The sequence below is a fragment of the Arthrobacter sp. N1 genome, from assembly GCF_048288285.1.
Lineage (GTDB): Bacteria > Actinomycetota > Actinomycetes > Actinomycetales > Micrococcaceae > Arthrobacter_D.
In genome coordinates this window covers 64,817-80,497 of sequence record NZ_CP102608.1, presented here as the reverse complement: position 1 = coordinate 80,497, position 15,681 = coordinate 64,817, and the positions used below count along the sequence as shown (strand labels likewise).

The 15,681-nt window shown below is 70.6% G+C and carries 15 protein-coding genes; 7 read left to right on the top strand and 8 right to left on the bottom strand.

The genetic code is table 11. The annotated features are described in order from the left end of the window. Nucleotides 1-17 precede the first annotated feature (17 nt). The gene (pgm, locus tag NVV32_RS00380; protein ID WP_055765987.1) at nt 18-1,649 is read left to right on the top strand and encodes a phosphoglucomutase (alpha-D-glucose-1,6-bisphosphate-dependent); all 1,632 of its coding nucleotides are present in this window, start codon (nt 18-20) and stop codon (nt 1,647-1,649) included. Nucleotides 1,650-1,671: 22 nt separating this feature from the next. On the opposite strand, the gene NVV32_RS00375 is transcribed toward pgm, so the two are convergent. Continuing rightward, on the bottom strand, nt 1,672-3,039 hold the full coding sequence (locus NVV32_RS00375; protein ID WP_055765990.1) for an aldehyde dehydrogenase family protein: 1,368 nt from the start codon (nt 3,037-3,039) through the stop codon (nt 1,672-1,674). After that, nucleotides 3,036-3,890 carry an SDR family NAD(P)-dependent oxidoreductase gene (locus tag NVV32_RS00370; RefSeq protein WP_055765993.1) on the bottom strand — a complete coding sequence of 285 codons (855 nt, stop codon included), beginning with the start codon at nt 3,888-3,890 and terminating at the stop codon, nt 3,036-3,038. The genes NVV32_RS00375 and NVV32_RS00370 overlap by 4 nt, the downstream gene beginning before the upstream one ends. 97 nt (nt 3,891-3,987) lie before the next feature. Here NVV32_RS00370 and NVV32_RS00365 point away from each other — a divergent pair, with 97 nt between their 5' ends. From NVV32_RS00365 to NVV32_RS00355, 3 genes are all read left to right on the top strand, one after another. Then, on the top strand, nt 3,988-5,316 hold the full coding sequence (locus NVV32_RS00365) for a uracil-xanthine permease family protein (protein WP_082471160.1): 1,329 nt from the start codon (nt 3,988-3,990) through the stop codon (nt 5,314-5,316). A 28-nt stretch (nt 5,317-5,344) separates the two neighbouring features. Further along, nucleotides 5,345-6,346: a phosphotransferase gene (locus tag NVV32_RS00360; RefSeq protein WP_082471161.1), complete on the top strand. Its 1,002-nt coding sequence runs from the start codon at nt 5,345-5,347 to the stop codon at nt 6,344-6,346. A gap of 159 nt (nt 6,347-6,505) precedes the next feature. Further along, the gene (locus NVV32_RS00355) at nt 6,506-7,972 is read left to right on the top strand and encodes a glycoside hydrolase family 43 protein (RefSeq protein WP_422390974.1); all 1,467 of its coding nucleotides are present in this window, start codon (nt 6,506-6,508) and stop codon (nt 7,970-7,972) included. A 241-nt stretch (nt 7,973-8,213) separates the two neighbouring features. Here the strand turns inward: NVV32_RS00355 and NVV32_RS00350 are convergent, their stop codons facing one another. The 5 genes from NVV32_RS00350 to NVV32_RS00330 form a co-directional block, all read right to left on the bottom strand. Further along, on the bottom strand, nt 8,214-9,059 hold the full coding sequence (locus NVV32_RS00350) for a glycerophosphodiester phosphodiesterase family protein (RefSeq protein ID WP_422390973.1): 846 nt from the start codon (nt 9,057-9,059) through the stop codon (nt 8,214-8,216). Next, a complete protein-coding gene (locus NVV32_RS00345; protein WP_422390972.1) occupies nt 9,037-9,846 on the bottom strand; it encodes an HAD family hydrolase in 810 nt (269 codons plus the stop codon). The genes NVV32_RS00350 and NVV32_RS00345 overlap by 23 nt, the downstream gene beginning before the upstream one ends. 133 nt (nt 9,847-9,979) lie before the next feature. Further along, nucleotides 9,980-10,507 carry a YbhB/YbcL family Raf kinase inhibitor-like protein gene (locus tag NVV32_RS00340; protein ID WP_422390971.1) on the bottom strand — a complete coding sequence of 176 codons (528 nt, stop codon included), beginning with the start codon at nt 10,505-10,507 and terminating at the stop codon, nt 9,980-9,982. A gap of 46 nt (nt 10,508-10,553) precedes the next feature. Continuing rightward, complete coding sequence (locus NVV32_RS00335; RefSeq protein WP_055766002.1) at nt 10,554-11,474, bottom strand: carbohydrate kinase family protein; 921 nt, start codon at nt 11,472-11,474, stop codon at nt 10,554-10,556. Nucleotides 11,475-11,651: 177 nt separating this feature from the next. Beyond that, on the bottom strand, nt 11,652-12,134 hold the full coding sequence (locus tag NVV32_RS00330; protein ID WP_055766007.1) for a PGPGW domain-containing protein: 483 nt from the start codon (nt 12,132-12,134) through the stop codon (nt 11,652-11,654). A gap of 162 nt (nt 12,135-12,296) precedes the next feature. Between NVV32_RS00330 and NVV32_RS00325 the strand changes: the two genes are divergently transcribed. Genes NVV32_RS00325 through NVV32_RS00315 form a run of 3 tightly spaced genes read left to right on the top strand, consistent with a single transcriptional unit; the run spans nt 12,297 to nt 14,705 of the window. Beyond that, nucleotides 12,297-13,274: a ring-cleaving dioxygenase gene (locus NVV32_RS00325; protein ID WP_422390970.1), complete on the top strand. Its 978-nt coding sequence runs from the start codon at nt 12,297-12,299 to the stop codon at nt 13,272-13,274. An 8-nt stretch (nt 13,275-13,282) separates the two neighbouring features. Next, nucleotides 13,283-13,924: an alpha/beta hydrolase gene (locus NVV32_RS00320; protein WP_422390969.1), complete on the top strand. Its 642-nt coding sequence runs from the start codon at nt 13,283-13,285 to the stop codon at nt 13,922-13,924. Next, entirely contained in the window at nt 13,917-14,705 is a 789-nt protein-coding gene (locus NVV32_RS00315) for an isocitrate lyase/PEP mutase family protein (RefSeq protein ID WP_422390968.1), read from the top strand. The genes NVV32_RS00320 and NVV32_RS00315 overlap by 8 nt, the downstream gene beginning before the upstream one ends. 60 nt (nt 14,706-14,765) lie before the next feature. Here the strand turns inward: NVV32_RS00315 and NVV32_RS00310 are convergent, their stop codons facing one another. Beyond that, a complete protein-coding gene (locus NVV32_RS00310; protein ID WP_422390967.1) occupies nt 14,766-15,635 on the bottom strand; it encodes an alpha/beta hydrolase in 870 nt (289 codons plus the stop codon). Nucleotides 15,636-15,681 lie beyond the last annotated feature (46 nt).

Below are 15,681 nucleotides of genomic sequence, written 5' to 3'. Positions count from 1 at the left end.
TTTGAGATGCTGGGGCCATGGCTAACCGAGCGGGCACAGTGGCCCTCCCCTCCGACCTCGTCGACGTGACCAAACTGCTCGACGCGTACTTCGACGTCGAACCCGATCTCGGGGACCCCGCGCAGCGCGTGGCCTTCGGGACCTCCGGGCACCGCGGGTCCTCCCTCAAGTCCTCCTTCAACGAGGGGCACATCGCGGCGATCACGCAGGCGATCGTCGAGTACCGCGCGGGGCAGGGGATCACCGGGCCCCTGTTCATGGGCAAGGACACCCATGCGCTGTCCGAGCCCGCGCAGAACACGGCCCTCGAGGTCCTCGCGGCCAACCACGTGGCCGTCCTCGTCGACGCCCGCGGCGCCTACACCCCCACCCCGGCCGTCTCGCACGCCATCCTCAGGTACAACGCGACGCGCACGGAGCAGGCCGACGGGATCGTCATCACCCCCTCGCACAATCCCCCGGCCGATGGCGGTTTCAAGTACAACCCACCGCACGGAGGCCCCGCCGACTCCGATGCCACCACGTGGATCGCGAACCGCGCCAACGACCTCCTCGAGGGCGGCCTCCGCGATGTCCGGCGCATGCCCATCGCCCAGGCGCGGACCGCCGAGGGCATCAGCACCTACGACTTCCTGCAGCACTACGTCGACGACCTCCCCTCGGTCCTGGATCTCGACGCCATCCGCTCCGCGAACGTGCACATCGGCGCCGATCCCATGGGCGGCGCCGCCGTGGACTACTGGGGCGCGATCGGCGAGCGCCACAACCTGAACCTCACCGTGGTCAACCCGACGGTCGACCCCCAGTGGGCGTTCATGACGCTCGACTGGGACGAGAAGATCCGGATGGACTGCTCCTCCCCGTACGCCATGGCCTCGCTCATCAAGCAGGCGGACACGTTCGACATCGCGACGGGGAACGACGCCGATGCCGACCGCCACGGCATCGTCACCCCCGACGCCGGACTCATGAACCCCAACCACTACCTCGCCGTCGCCATCCAGTACCTGTACGCGAACCGGCCCAACTGGCGTCCCGACGCCGTGATCGGCAAGACCCTCGTCTCGTCCTCGATCATCGACCGTGTCGCCGCCGATCTCGGCCGCGTGCTGCAGGAGGTCCCGGTGGGCTTCAAGTGGTTCGTCCCCGGCCTGCTCAGCGGAGAACTGGCGTTCGGCGGCGAGGAGTCCGCCGGAGCGTCCTTCCTGCGCCTCGACGGGTCACCGTGGAGCACGGACAAGGACGGCATCCTGCTGGCGCTGCTCGCCTCGGAGATCACTGCCGTGACGGGGAAGACGCCGTCACAGCACTACGGCGCGCTGACCGAACGCTTCGGCGCGCCGGTCTACGCGCGCATCGACGCCGCAGCGACGCGCGAGCAGAAGGCCGCCCTCGGCAAGCTCTCGCCGTCGGACGTCACTGCCACGACCCTCGCGGGCGAGGAGATCACCGCCCGCCTGACGGAGGCGCCCGGCAACGGTGCCCCCGTGGGCGGCCTGAAGGTGACCACGGAGAACGCCTGGTTCGCGGCCCGCCCGTCCGGGACGGAGGACGTCTACAAGATCTACGCCGAGTCCTTCCGCGGCGAGGAGCACCTCAAGCAGGTCCAGGCCGAGGCGAAGGCCCTCGTGGACGGCGTCATCAGCTGACCCGGCGGGCCCTGCGCCGGCCCTAGAGGAGCCGGCGCAGCAGGGCCCGCTTGACCGGCCCGAAGGGTGGGTAGGCGAGGCGCAGGGTGTCCAGTCCCGACGGCTTCGAGAACACGGGCTGCAGGTGGCTGAAGGTCACGAAGGACTGCCGGCCGTGGTAGCTGCCCGTGCCGCTGGCTCCGACGCCACCGAAGGGCAGGCCGGGGACCGCGAGCTGGATGGTGCAGACATTGTGCCCCAGCCCGCCTGCCTGGACCTGCTGGGTGAACGCCGCCAGGTGATCGTCGCGATCGCTGAAGAGGTAGGCGGCCAGCGGGTGGGGTCGTGCACCGATGAAGCGGATCGCGGCCTGGAGGTCCTCCACCTCGAGGATGGGCAGCAGCGGGCCGAAGATCTCCTCCTGCATGAGCGGTGACGCCGGATCAACGTCCCGCAGCACCGTGGGCTCGATGTACCGATCGGCGCGGTCGTGGCGGCCGCCGGAGACGACCCTCCCGCCGTCGAGGAGCCCGACGATCCTGTCGAAGTGGTGCTCGTTGATGATGCGGCCGTAGTCCCCCGACATCCGCGGATCCTTGCCGTAGAAGTCCCGGATCGCATCGCCCAGGGCGTCGGCCAGGGCCGGGGCCGCGGCCGGCGTGGTCAGGATGTAGTCGGGAGCCACGCACGTCTGCGCCGCATTCATGAATTTGCCGTAGGCGATACGCCTCGCCGCAGCGCGCAGGTCGCCGCCGACGACGACGGCCGGGGACTTCCCGCCGAGCTCGAGCGTGACGGGCGTGAGGTGTTCCGCAGCGGCCTTCATCACGATCTTCCCCACCCGCTCGCCCCCCGTGTAGAACACGTGGTCGAAGGGCTGCGCGAGGAGATCGGTACTGGCCTCCACCCCGCCCTCCACCACGGACACCGCTTCGGCATCGAGGTACAGCGGCACGAGGCGGGAGAGCACGGCGGAGGTCGCGGTGGCCAGTTCACTGGGTTTCAGCACCGCCGTGTTGCCCGCCGCGAGCGCACCGACCAGGGGGGCCAGGACCAGCTGCAGCGGATAGTTCCACGGCCCGATGATCAGCACGACCCCGAGCGGGCGCGCCTGCGTCCACGCGCGCCCGGGGCGCAGGCCGCCCGGCACGGGGATCTTCTCCGGCGCCATCCACCGGTCGAGGTGCTTGAGGGCGAAGTCCAGTTCGGCCCGCACGACGGCGATCTCCGAGAGGAACGCCTCCGTGCGGCTCTTGCCGAGGTCCGCCTCGAGGGCGGCCGTGAAGTCCTCCTCGCGGTCGACGAGCAGGCGGCGGAGGGCCTCGAGCTGCCCGCGCCGCCAGGTCGCGGGCCGTGTGGCACCGGTGTCGAAGTACCGGCGTCGGCCGTCGAGGAGTGCAGTGGCGTTCATGGCGTGTCCTTCGTCTCGGAGGCGGGGCCGTCCTGGCGCCCGGTGAAGTGGTCCATGGAGCTGTAGATCCTGAGGACGCGGCCCGCGACGACGTCCCAGACGGGTTGCGGCAGCACAGCGCGGAGCGTGCCCGCGAGCTGCACGGTCCAGGGCAGCTGGACCCGGGCGCGTCCGCCGAGCATGCCGTTCCAGGCCCGGTCCACCACGTACTCCGGCTCCATGAGCGGGGTCATGAACGGGCCTCGGGCACCCTCGAACATGCCGGTCCTGATGTAGCTGGGAATCAGGGTGGTGACGGCGATGGGATGACGCGCGGCCCGCAGCTCGAGGCGCAGTGAATCGCTCCAGCCGATCACGGCCCACTTGGACGCCGCGTAGACGCTCATCCGCGGGACGGACAGGGTGCCGGACGCCGATGCAACGTTCAGGATCCTGCCTGCACGTCCCTGCCCGATCATCGCCGGCAGGAAGGCCCGTGCGACGTGCATGGGACCGGCGGCGTTGACGCGCAGGGTCAGGTCGATGTCCGCGAGGTGGTCGTGCTCCCAGAAGTACGCGCCGCGCACGATCCCGGCGTTGTTGACCAGGACGTCGGGGACACCGACGTCGTTCAGGACCGCGGCGGCAGCTGCCCGGATCGACTCCACGGATCCGACGTCCACCATGTAGCTGTGGACGGTGGCGCCGTGCGGGGCGAGGTGCGCCACCACGTCCTCGAGCGCCCGTGCATCGATGTCCCACAGCACGACGGCGCCCGCCCCGTCCCGCGCGGCCCGCTCGGCGTACAGCCTGCCCATGCCCATGCCTGCACCCGTGACCAGCACGGTGCGTCCGCGGACCGTGAATGCCATGTCTGCCCCTTTGCTCGCTGACAAGCAACGTAACACCCCCGTCACGCGCTGCCGATAGGATTTGCCGGAACCCCCGACCCACCCGGAAGGCACCCCCATGAGCACACGAGGTATCGGTTGGACCCTGCACGGGGACGGCAGGAACGTCACCCCCGGCGGCTTCGTCGCTCCCGACGAGCGCCTCTCCTGGCCCCGGACCGTCGGCATCGGCGCGCAGCACGTGGTCGCGATGTTCGGCGCGACGTTCCTGGTGCCGCTGATCACGGGTTTCCCGCCGTCCACCACCCTGCTGTTCTCGGGCATCGGCACCCTCCTGTTCCTCGTCATCACCGCGAACCGCATACCGAGCTACCTCGGCTCGAGCTTCGCGTTCATCGCGCCCATCGCCGCGGCGCAGTCGCAGCACGGGCCCGCCGGGGCGCTGGGCGGGATCATCATGGCCGGTGCCGCACTGGCGATCATCGGGTTCATCGTGCACACTGCGGGGGCGCGCTGGATCCAGGTGGCCATGCCGCCGATCGTCACGGGCGCCATCGTGGCCCTGATCGGATTGAACCTTGCGCCGACGGCGAAGGCCAGCTTCGAGCAGGCGCCCGTCACGGCGCTCGTCACCGTGATCGCCATCCTCCTCGTGACGGTCCTCTTCAAAGGCATCCTGGGGCGGCTCTCCATCCTGGTCGGCGTCCTCGCCGGGTACGCCGTCGCCCTCCTCCGGGGTGAGGTGGACCTCGCGGCGATCAACGACGCCGCGTGGGTCGGTCTCCCCGACTTCGCGGCGCCCGAGTTCCACCTGTCCGTCGTCGGACTGTTCATCCCCGTGGTGCTCGTGCTCGTCGCGGAGAACATCGGTCACGTGAAGTCCGTGGCCGCCATGACGGACCGGGACCTCGACCCGATGACCGGCCGGGCCCTCATGGCGGACGGCCTCGCCACGATGATCGCCGGAGCAGGTGGCGGCTCCGGCACCACCACGTACGCCGAGAACATCGGCGTGATGGCGGCATCACGCGTCTACTCGACGGCGGCCTACTGGGTGGCGGGGGTCGTCGCGATCCTCCTCAGCCTGTTCCCCAAGTTCGGGGCGCTCATCGCCACCGTGCCGCCCGGAGTCCTCGGCGGCGCCGGTGTGGTGCTGTACGGGATGATCGGCATCCTCGGGGTCCGCATCTGGGTGCAGAACCGCGTGGACTTCTCCAATCCGATCAACCTCTCCACGGCGGGGGTCGCCCTCGTGATCGGGATCGCCGACTTCACCTGGGTCATGGGGGACCTCACCTTCGCGGGCATCGCCCTGGGAACCGCTGCGGCGCTCGTCATCTTCCACGGCATGACGGCGGTCGCCCGGGTGCGCGGCAGCGAGCACGTCGCCGGGCCGGAGGAGCTCGAATCGCGCGACCACGGCAGCAGGCCCTCCAAGCTCGGCTGAACCCGCACCGGATGGCAGAATCACAGGCATGAACAATCCGCGTGCCGTCTGGGCCTCGCCGGAATGGCGGCAGCAGGCGGACCAGTGGATCGACCTCGTCCTCGGGTCCTTCGGCGTCACGCGCCTCGGGCCCACGGAGCAGCCGCGCATCCGGTTCTGGTCCACCCAGCTGACCGTACCCACCGACCACGGCAGGCTGTGGTTCAAGGAGAACAACCTCGGCCAGTTCGCGGAGGCCTCCATCATGTCGCTCCTCGGCGAACTGGCCCCGGACCACGTGGCGGCGCCCCTCGCCATCGAACCGTCACGCGGTTGGCTGCTGACGGCCGACCACGGGGCCACGCTGGACAGCGTCGGGTCCGACGACGCGTCCGTGTGGGCACGGATCACCGGTGACTTCGCGGGCCTCCAGCAGGCTGTCGCCCCGCACGGGGAGCGGCTGTCCCAGGCGGGCCTCGTCGTCATGAACCCGGACGTCGCCTCGAACTTCGTGGAGAACCAGCTCCTCCTCCACACCGGCCTGCCGCCCGAGCACCCCCTGTACCTCGGACCGGAGGAGGCCGACGACGTCGTGCGCCGGCTGCCCGCCATCGAGGAGGCGGTCGAGGTACTGCGCGGCGTCGGCGTCCCGCTCTCCCTCGACCACAACGACCTGCACGCGAGGAACTGCTTCCTGCCCGGATCCAGCACCGACCCCCTGCGGTTCTTCGACTTCGCGGACGCCTACTGGGCGCATCCCTTCAGTGCCCTGCTGGTCCCCGTCACGCAGATGCGGGAGCAGTGGAGCACGACGGCGGACGACCCCCGGATCCTCGCCGTCATCGATGCGTACCTCGACCACTGGACGTCCTACGCCCCCCTGTCCGAGCTGCGCACCGCCGTCGAACCCGCGCTCAGACTGGGCCGCGTGCATCGCTACGGTTCCTGGCTCCGCCTGCTCGTGTACGCCGACGACGACTCGATGCGCGCCTATGCCCCCGCCGCGCTCCATTACCTGCGGACGCTGACGGACCCGGTCCTCACGACCTGATCAGCGGACAGGAGGAGGGGGCCGCTCCCTCCCGTCCTCGGCATTGGATCCTTGACTGCCAGCACCAGCTCGTGGCACTGTTCTACAACGATGTAGACAACGATGTAAACGGGCCGCGGACCGTCGGGCCCGTCCTCTCCCCGTCGAAAGGACCACGTGATGATGGCGTCACGTCCCGCACTCTGGTCGCGCCCCGCCAGTATCGTCGCCGTTCTGGCGCTCGCCCTGGCCGGCGCCGCGATGCCCGCCTCCGCAGGCCCCGAAGATCCTCCCGCCCCCGCCTCGCTCACCCGGCAGTCGGCCGCGGGCAGCCTCGATGACCTCGTGGGCGGCAAGTCCGTGGTCGGTGAGACCTCCCCCATCCACGACCCCGCCCTGATCATCGACGAGGACGGCACCTGGTACGTCTACTCCACCGGCCTGCTGGCCCGCGAGAACGGCGGCACCATCCAGATGTGGTCCTCGAAGGACGAGGGCACCACCTGGGAGTACCGCGGCACGGTGTGGGACGAGATCCCGGCCTGGATCGACGAGCGCTACGCAGGCGGTGTGCTCCCGGAGAACCTGTGGGCTCCGGAGATCTACGAGAACGACGGCACCTTCTACCTGTACTACTCGGCGTCACAGTTCGGCGGGAACAACTCCCTCACCGCCCTGGCGACGAACACCACCCTCGACCCAGAGGACCCGGACTACGAGTGGGTGGACCAGGGCCTCGTGGTCGATTCGCCGGTGGAGGGACTCGATCCCGCCAACCCGGACAAGACCTTCAACGCCATCGACGCGGGGATCGTCGAGGACGCCGACGGCAAGCCCTTCATGTCCATCGGCTCCTTCTGGTACGGCATCTTCCTGGTCCCGCTCGAGTGGCCGAGCGGCAAGCCCGTGGAGGACTGGCAGTCGCTGACGGTCAACCTCGCGGATCGCTTCATCCCCGGCAACCCGATCGAAGCGCCGTACATCACGCACCGCGACGGCTACTACTACCTCTTCACCTCCTTCGACTTCTGCTGCCGTGGGGCCGACTCCACCTACAAGATCGCCGTGGGCCGCTCGGAGTCCATCACGGGGCCCTACCTGGACAGGGAGGGCCGGGACATGGCCGGCGGGGGTGGCACCATCCTGATGGAATCGCACGGCGCCATGAACGGACTCGGCGGCCAGTCCGTGTTCGAGGACTACCTCGCCTTCCACTACTACGACCGGAACAACGCGGCGGCACCCTACATCCCGACGCTCGGGCTGCAGAAGATGGGCTGGGAGGACGGCTGGCCCACGGTGGATCAGACCGTCGAGGTGCCGGAGCTCGCGTCCCTGCCGGTCGACGTCACCGTGCGCGACGGCCACAAGGCCCGGCTCACGGCGAGCGCCGTGGGCACGCCCGAACCGGTGGCCGTCTGGGAGAGCTCCGACGACGACGGCGTGACGTGGCAGCCGGCGGACGTCACGCAGCGCGCGGAACGCGACGACGACGGCACCTACACCTCGACGGCCGAGGTGAAGAAGGCGCGCACCGCCGACGACGGACGCCTGTTCCGGGCGACCTTCTCGAACGCCCATGGAACGGCCACCACCGAGCCCGTGGAACTGAGCGTCGACGCAAAGCCCGGCAAGGGCCGAACCTAGACTCCTGCGGCGCCCGCGCGACGGGCGCCGCAGGCACCAGGCTCGGTGCATCGGCGGTGGGCGCGATACCCCGCTGATGCACCGATACCGAGGGAGCCCGGTTGCGGGAGTGGCCGCGACCGGGCTCCCGCATGTCGCCCCCTTACCTCCCGGAGGGTCAGCGCGTCCTGCGCTCCCGCACCCGCCGGACGTGCGCTGCGACGGAAGGTGCAGCAGCCACGGTGGCTCTCGGGTCGGGCTGCTACGGGAGCCCGGCGTCGGGCGCTGTCGCGGCCGGCGGCCACGAGGAGCGGGCATCCAGGCAGGCCGCGAGGACGTCGGCGGCATCGGACACCAGCCCGTCGACGCCGAGGTCCAGCAGCCGGTCCATGTCCTCCCGACCGTTGATCGTCCAGACATGCACCTGCAGGCCGGCGGCGTGGCACGCCGCGACGAACCGGCGGGTCACCACGCGGATGCCCCGGTAGGTCTCCGGGACCTGGAGCGCCTGCACCCCGGCACGGCGCGCGACCATCCCGACGAGCCCGACCGGCGCCAGCAGCTTCACCAGCACATTCACGAGCATGCCCGCGGAGGACGCCGTCGGCCTGGCGAGGAGCCGCAGCACACGCCGGCGGCGGCGGTCGGAGAAGGACGCCACGAGGATGCGGTCGTGGGCGTCCAGGCGATCGACGAGCTCGGCGAGGGGGCGGATGCAGTCGTCGCTCTTGACGTCGATGTTCAGGCGGAGCTGCGGCCAGCGCGCGAGGACCTCCTCGAGCGCGGGGATGCCCCCGTGTCCCTGGACCTGGAGCTGCCGGAGCTCCTCGGCCGTGCGGTCCGCGATCGGCCCGTGGGCGCCGGTCACCCGGTCCAGGTGCTCGTCGTGGAAGACCATGACCACGCCGTCCCGCGACGCCCGGACGTCGATCTCGAGGTGGGCGAATCCCAGGGCGACGGACCGCTCGAAGGCAGCGAGCGTGTTCTCGCCGCCGTCGGGCGCGAAGCCGCGGTGCGAGAGGGCGATCGGCCGGGGCCGTCCGGAGGGTCCGGGCGGAGTGTCGAGGTAGGGGTAGCGGCGGGTCTCAGGCCGTCCGGAGTGCCGCAAGCCTCTCCTCCAGCACCTGGGCCACGCCGTCCTCGTCGAACGGTGGTGCCACCAGGTTGGCCGCCGCCAGCGCATCCGGGTGCCCGGAGGCCATGGCATAGCCGGACCCTGCCCAGTCGAGCATCTGGATGTCGTTGGGCATGTCCCCGAACGCGACGACGTCCGCCGCGTCGATGCCGCGCTCGGCCGCGTACCGGGCGAGCGTGACGGACTTGTTGATCTCGGGTACGGCCATCTCGAGCAGGGCGACGGTGGGCGCGGAGTGCGTCGTCGAGACCAGGTGGGCGACGGCCGGCCGGACTGCGGCGAGGAAGGCGTCCGGTGAGATGTCCTTCTCGCGGGCCAGGAACTTCACGATCTGCTCGCCCGGCAGCGACTCCTCGAAGGGCTGGGCGGTGATACCGCCGAGGAGCTCCGAGGTGGCCTCGTCCGCGAAGCCCGTCTCCACCTTGAAGCCGGAGACGGTCTCCGCGGCGAAGGTCGCGGCGGGGAAGAGCCCGCGGATGATGTCCCGCGCGGCGTAGATGTCCTCCGGGTCCAGCAGGGTCGCCTCGAGGACGCACTCGCCCTCGAGATCGTAGGTGAGCGCGCCATTCGAGCAGATCACGGTCCCCGTGTGACCTAGCTGGTCCTTGAGGGGCTGCAGCCACCGGGGCGGCCGACCGGTCACGAAGACGACGTCGACGCCGGACTCCGCGCAGGCCCGGAACGCCCGGATGGTGCGTTCGCTCATTCTGCCGTCGTTCCCCACGACGGTACCGTCCATATCGCTCGCCACGAGGCGCATCGGTGACTCCTTCGGTTCTGCTCCCACCCTACCGGCGCGGAAGGGGCCCTTCCCCGGCCGTTCGACGGGGTGGCGCCCGACGGACGGGACGGCCGCTCCCGGCGTCGTCCCCGCTCCTCGGGGAGGACGGCTGCTACTGCTCGAACGTGCCGACCAGCCGGGCACGACCGATGGCGTGCGAGAACAGGGTGAAGCCGAGGTACGCCGGCGTCGCGTCGGCGGCGATCTCGAGCGTCTCGACGTCCACCGCGTGCACCACCACGTGGTAGTGGTGCGGGCCGTGCCCGGCAGGAGGTGCGGCACCCACGAAGCCGGCGAACCCGCCGTCGTTCCGCAACTGCACGGCGCCCTCGGGCAGCAGGCCGGATCCGTCCGTGCCGGCACCGGCCGGGAGGGATGTGGTGCTCAGGGGCAGGTTGGCCACTGCCCAGTGCCAGAAACCGCTGGCGGTCGGGGCGTCGGGATCGTAGACGGTGACGGCGAAGCTCTTCGTGCCGTCGGGGAAGCCGCTCCAGCTGAGCTGCGGGGACCGGTCCTCGCCGCCTGCGCCCATCATGCCGGATGCCTGCGCCGCGTCGAGGGGCGCGTCGTGCGTGATGTCCTCGCTCGTGAGCTCGAACTCGGGGATCTGCGGAAGGTCTGCGTACGGGTCGCGGGTCATCGCTGTGCTCCTCTGGTGATCGGTCGGGTAGGGGGCCGCCTCCGGCTCAGGGCTGCGCCATCTCGTGCCGCGACGGCGGGTTGGCGCCCGCTCGCGACACGGTGATCGCAGCGGCCCGCGCCGCGTACTGCAGCATGCCGGTGAGCTGCCCGAGGTTCATTCGTCGCAGCTCGTCCCGGCGATGGGCGCCGTCGAGCTCGAGGTCCACGAGCGCCCCGAGCAGCGCCGCCATGAAGGAATCCCCCGCGCCCACGCTGTCCACCACGCTCGTCGACGGCGCCGGCACCGAGACCTCGCCGGCGCGGCACACGCCCCACGGTCCCTTCGAGCCCCGGGTCACGACGACGACGGCGGCGCCGGTCTCCAGCCAGGCCCGGGCCGATGCCTCGGGCGTCCGGCCGGGATAGAGCCAGGCGAGGTCCTCGTCGGACGCCTTCACGACGTCGGCGAGCGCCACGAAGGTCTCGGCCTGCTCGCGCGCGACGACGGCGTCGCGGATGATGGTCGGCCTGCAGTTGGGGTCGTAGGTGACCGTGACCAGCGGGTGCGCCGCGGTGACCAGTGCCAGGACGTCCGTGGCCCCGGGCGCGAGCATCGTGGCGATGGAGCCGGTGTGCAGCAGGCTCGTCCCGTCGAGCAGGCTGTCCTTCCGGTCCGCGAGTCCCGGCAGGTCCCAGATGAGCTGGAAGTCGTAGGATGCACCGCCCGCCGGATCGAGCCGGGCGGTGGCGACGCTGGTGGGGTGGGCATCCGGGCCGACAGGGAAGGGCACCGAGTTGTCGCGGAGGTGCTGCTGGATCATCCGGCCGTACTCGTCGTCGCCGAATCGCCCCACGAACTGGGCGGGGTGACCGAGCCGGGCGAGGCCCACGGCCACGTTCATCGGACTGCCGCCGACGTGCGCGCGCATGGAGGCGGTGTCGCTGACGACTTCGTCGATGAGGGTTTCCCCGATCACGGTGAGCACGGGTTCAACGTACCAGCCACGGCATGCCCACTGCCCGGAGTTCCTGAATCACCCGTGGAACCTCCCGGACCCGGCCCCTGATCCTTGGCACCCTGGAACATCGCCGTGGTCACGGGGATGAGGCCGGTGATCGGCGCACCGCTGCCCTTCATCTCCTACGGCGGCTCCTCGGTGGGGCTAGTCCGTCCTGGCCCGCAGGACCCGCTGGGTCGCCGGGACCGGCTTCCCGCGGAACCGCCGCACGCTGTAGGCGATGAGCGCGAGGGCGATCACGGAGGACACGACGAGGCTGATGCCCGTCCCCGATCCACCGAACAGCCACCACTTGTCCTCGAAGAACCACCATCCCGGGACGGGGACCTGAAGGATCCACACGATGCCGAGGCTCATGATCACGAGGGCACTGGCGCAGCTGGCCGCGATGCGGGGGATGGTCTTCACGCCCAGCGCTGCGGCGTGGAACGCGTTGGCCTTCAGCGGCTTCAGGTAGCGGCGAGCCCAGTGGTACTGCTGCGACAGGACGGCGAGGCCCGCGGCGAGGAGCAGCAGACCCGGCCCGGGCAGGACGAGCGCGGCGATCCCGAGTACCACGAGGGTCCAGCCGACCACCTCGATCACGGTGCGGCGGACCCAGCCCGGGACCCGCTCTTTCGCTGCCATGGACACAGGATGACACAGGTAGCTGGGCACTGACGACGGACAGCAGGCTGCCTAACCGGCACCACCCCCGCCGGGCGAACAGCACGGGAACAATCGGCGAGATACATGTGTTTGCATGGACATACCGGCGCACGTCGACCGGCCCGAACCAAGGAGGACAGTGTGACTGCTCGAACCGAAGGCCTTCACCACGTCACCGCGATCGCCGGTGACCCGCAGAAGAACATCGACTTCTACATCAGGGGGCTGGGGCTGCGGCTGGTCAAGAAGACCGTCAACTTCGACGATCCCGGCACCTACCACCTCTACTACGGCGACGAGTCCGGCAGGCCCGGTTCGCTCCTCACGTTCTTCCCCTGGCAGGGGATCCGCAGCGGACGCGTGGGCAGCGGGCAGTCGACCACCACGGCGTTCTCCGTGCCGCAGGGCACACTCGGCTGGTGGCAGGAGCACTTCAAGGCCATCGACGTCGAGTCGACCATCTCGCGGGCCTCGTCCGAGGAGGAGCGCCTCTCCCTGCGTGACCCGGACGGCCTCCAGATCGACCTCGTCGCCTCCTCCCTCGCGGATCCGCGCGATCCCTGGGACTCGAAGTCCGTCCCGGCCGAGTACGCCGTGCGCGGCCAGCACTCGTCGGTCCTGACCGTGCAGGACCCCACGGGCACGCTCGAGACGCTCACGCATGACCTCGGGATGAGGATCCTGTCCGAGAAGGACGGCCGCTACCGCCTCAGCACCCACGACGGCGAACCCGGGACCGTCGTCGACGTCGTCACCGATACCCGCGGCGAGCGCGGCCTCGTGGCCGGCGGCACCGTCCACCACATCGCCTTCCGTGTTCCCGACCAGGCGACGCAGGAGATGTGGCGCCAGGAGCTGGCCGAGCGCGGCTACGGCGTGACGGCCATCCTCGACCGCCAGTACTTCACCTCGATCTACTTCCGCGAACCCGGGGGGACGCTGCTGGAGATCGCCACCGACACACCGGGGTTCGACATCGACGAACCGCTGCTGGAACTGGGACGCTCCCTCAAGCTCCCGCCGTGGCTCGAGCCCAACCGCGCGGCCATCTCGCACGCCGTCGCGAAGATCGACGTGCCCGGCGAGAACAACCCCGCCGTCCAGGCCTTCTTCAAGTAGGGGGATCCATGACCACGACCCACACCTGGCCGCACCTGTTCCACGAGGGAGCGGCAGACACCCCGGTGCTGCTGCTCCTGCACGGAACGGGCGGCACGGAACACGATCTCCTGCCCCTCGCCGAGCGCCTCGCGCCCGGCGCGGGATACCTCGCCCCGCGCGGACCCGTCCGGGAACACGGCATGAACCGGTGGTTCCGCCGCTTCGGCGAAGGGGTCTTCGACGTCGACGACGTCGTGCTGCGCGCCGGCGAGCTCGCAGCGTTCATCGGCTGGGCCCGCGAGCACTACGCGCTCGGGGACCGCCGGCTCATCGCCGTCGGCTTCTCGAACGGCGCGAACATCGCGCTCGCCACGGCCCTGCTCCACCCGGGAATGGTGGCCGACGCCGTCGCGTTCTCAGGGATGTACCCGCTGGAGGGACGCAGCATCGACACGGACCTGTCCGGGTCGTCGATCGCCCTCTTCAACGGCTCGGCAGACGCCATGGCGCCCCTGGACAGTGCGGTCCGCGTGGGATCGATCCTCGAGAGCCGCGGCGCCGAAGTACGCCGGAACGTCCGCGAAGGCGGGCACGGCATCCACCCCACCGAGGTCGACGGCGCAGCCGCCTGGATCACCTCGCTCACCCGGAAGGTCACCCATGACTGAAGCACCCAGCGCCCTGTCCGCCAAGGCCACAGCACTCGCCAGCCTGCACTCCGCCCCCGAGATCCTGCAGGTGGTCAACGTGTGGGACGTGATCAGCGCGAAGACCATCGCGGACATCCCGGGAACCACGGCCCTGGCGACGGCCAGCCACTCCATCGCGGCCTCGCTCGGCTACGAGGACGGCGAGAACATCCCCGTGGAGGAGATGATCGCCGCCGTCGGCCGGATCGCCGCCGCCACCGACCTGCCGGTCTCGGCGGACCTGGAATCGGGGTACGGCGATCCCGGGGACACCGTCCGCCGGGCGATCGGCGTCGGGATCGTGGGCGCGAACATCGAGGACCAGATGCGTCCCCTCGCCGACGCCGTCGCGCAGATGGAAGCCGTCATCGCAGCCGGCCGCGCCGAGGGCATCGACTTCGTGCTGAACGCCCGCACCGATGCCTTCGTGAAGGCCGGCGACCGCGACCCTGCCGAGGTCCTGGCCGACGCGGTCGAGCGCGGCAAGGCCTACCTCGCGGTCGGTGCCACGAACGTCTTCGTGCCCGGGCTCCTTGACGAGCACGCCGTGACGACGCTCGTGGAGGCCTTCGGACCCCAGCGGCTCAGCGTCATCAACGTGCCGGGCAGCCTCGCGCCGTCACGCCTGCAGGAGCTCGGTGTCGCCCGGATCTCCTACGGTCCGTGGACGCAGCGCGTCGCGCTGACCGCCCTCGCGAACTCCGCGCGCGAGCTGCTCGCCGACGGTCAGCTGCCCGAGGGCACGCTGCCGCTCAACTAGGGCGCAGGTCCCACAGGACCCCGGTCCGCCTCCACCGGCGGGCCGGGGTCCTTCCGTCCCTCAGGTCCGCGGCAGCTGCGCGACGACGGCGTCCCACGCCTTTGAGCCCGGCGTGATGATCGCGAAGTGGTCCCCTGGCACCATGACGAGGTCCGCGGTGCCGCCCGCCGCCGTCGCCGCCCGGACATAGGCCTCCGACTGACTGGACGGTACCGTGGTGTCCTTCCTGCCGTGGACGGCGACCACGGGCACGGGAAGCGGGACCGCCGACATCGGATCGGCGAGGCGGTAGCGCTCCGTGTCCTCCGGCTCGCCGAGCAGGTTCTCGACGGCGCCGTCGCTGAGCCCGAGGTCCCGAGCTGCGGCGAGGTCGAGCACCCCGGCCTGGCTGACGACGGCGGTGAGCGGGACCGTCGGTGTCCCCGCGCCGGGCGCACCCGCGGGAAGTCCCGCACGCCCGGCCGCCCACACCGCGAGGTGGCCGCCGGCGGAGTGGCCGAGGGCCGTCGTGGAGCCCAGGTCCAGGCCGTGCTCCGAAGCGGCGACCGCGAGATGGTCGATCCCCGCCGCGACGTCGTCGAACGTCTCCGGCCAGCCACCGCCGTTGCCCGCGCGGCGGTACTCCAGGTTCCAGCAGGCGTAGCCGCGGGTCACCAGGTCCTGGGCCAGCGGCTCGCCCAGCTCGGCGCCGTAGGTGGAACGCCAGTATCCACCGTGGATGATGACGATCACCCCGGTCACCGTGGCACCGTCAGCCGGGAGGTAGAGGTCGGCGAACTGGCTCGGATCACTCCCGTACGCGAAGCGCTGCGCAGTGACCGGTGGGATCTTCGGCCCGTTCCTGATGCCGCAGGCGGCGAGGACGCCCGCGGCGGCGGCCGCGAGGAGGGCGAGGACGGAGCGACGCCCCACAGGGTCAACCGGATGCACAGGCGACAGCGTAACGGTCGGCCGGGTTGGCTACGATGAAGGCTCT

What these genes read in the sequence shown, in the direction of transcription:
- NVV32_RS00360 (WP_082471161.1), top strand. Translation starts at nt 5,345, where the DNA reads ATGAACAATCCGCGTGCCGTCTGGGCCTCGCCGGAATGGCGGCAGCAG.
- NVV32_RS00340 (WP_422390971.1), bottom strand. Translation starts at nt 10,507, where the DNA reads ATGACCCGCGACCCGTACGCAGACCTTCCGCAGATCCCCGAGTTCGAG.
- NVV32_RS00365 (WP_082471160.1), top strand. Translation starts at nt 3,988, where the DNA reads ATGAGCACACGAGGTATCGGTTGGACCCTGCACGGGGACGGCAGGAAC.
- NVV32_RS00330 (WP_055766007.1), bottom strand. Translation starts at nt 12,134, where the DNA reads ATGGCAGCGAAAGAGCGGGTCCCGGGCTGGGTCCGCCGCACCGTGATC.
- NVV32_RS00355 (WP_422390974.1), top strand. Translation starts at nt 6,506, where the DNA reads ATGATGGCGTCACGTCCCGCACTCTGGTCGCGCCCCGCCAGTATCGTC.
- pgm (WP_055765987.1), top strand. Translation starts at nt 18, where the DNA reads ATGGCTAACCGAGCGGGCACAGTGGCCCTCCCCTCCGACCTCGTCGAC.
- NVV32_RS00370 (WP_055765993.1), bottom strand. Translation starts at nt 3,890, where the DNA reads ATGGCATTCACGGTCCGCGGACGCACCGTGCTGGTCACGGGTGCAGGC.
- NVV32_RS00315 (WP_422390968.1), top strand. Translation starts at nt 13,917, where the DNA reads ATGACTGAAGCACCCAGCGCCCTGTCCGCCAAGGCCACAGCACTCGCC.
- NVV32_RS00375 (WP_055765990.1), bottom strand. Translation starts at nt 3,039, where the DNA reads ATGAACGCCACTGCACTCCTCGACGGCCGACGCCGGTACTTCGACACC.
- NVV32_RS00320 (WP_422390969.1), top strand. Translation starts at nt 13,283, where the DNA reads ATGACCACGACCCACACCTGGCCGCACCTGTTCCACGAGGGAGCGGCA.
- NVV32_RS00345 (WP_422390972.1), bottom strand. Translation starts at nt 9,846, where the DNA reads ATGCGCCTCGTGGCGAGCGATATGGACGGTACCGTCGTGGGGAACGAC.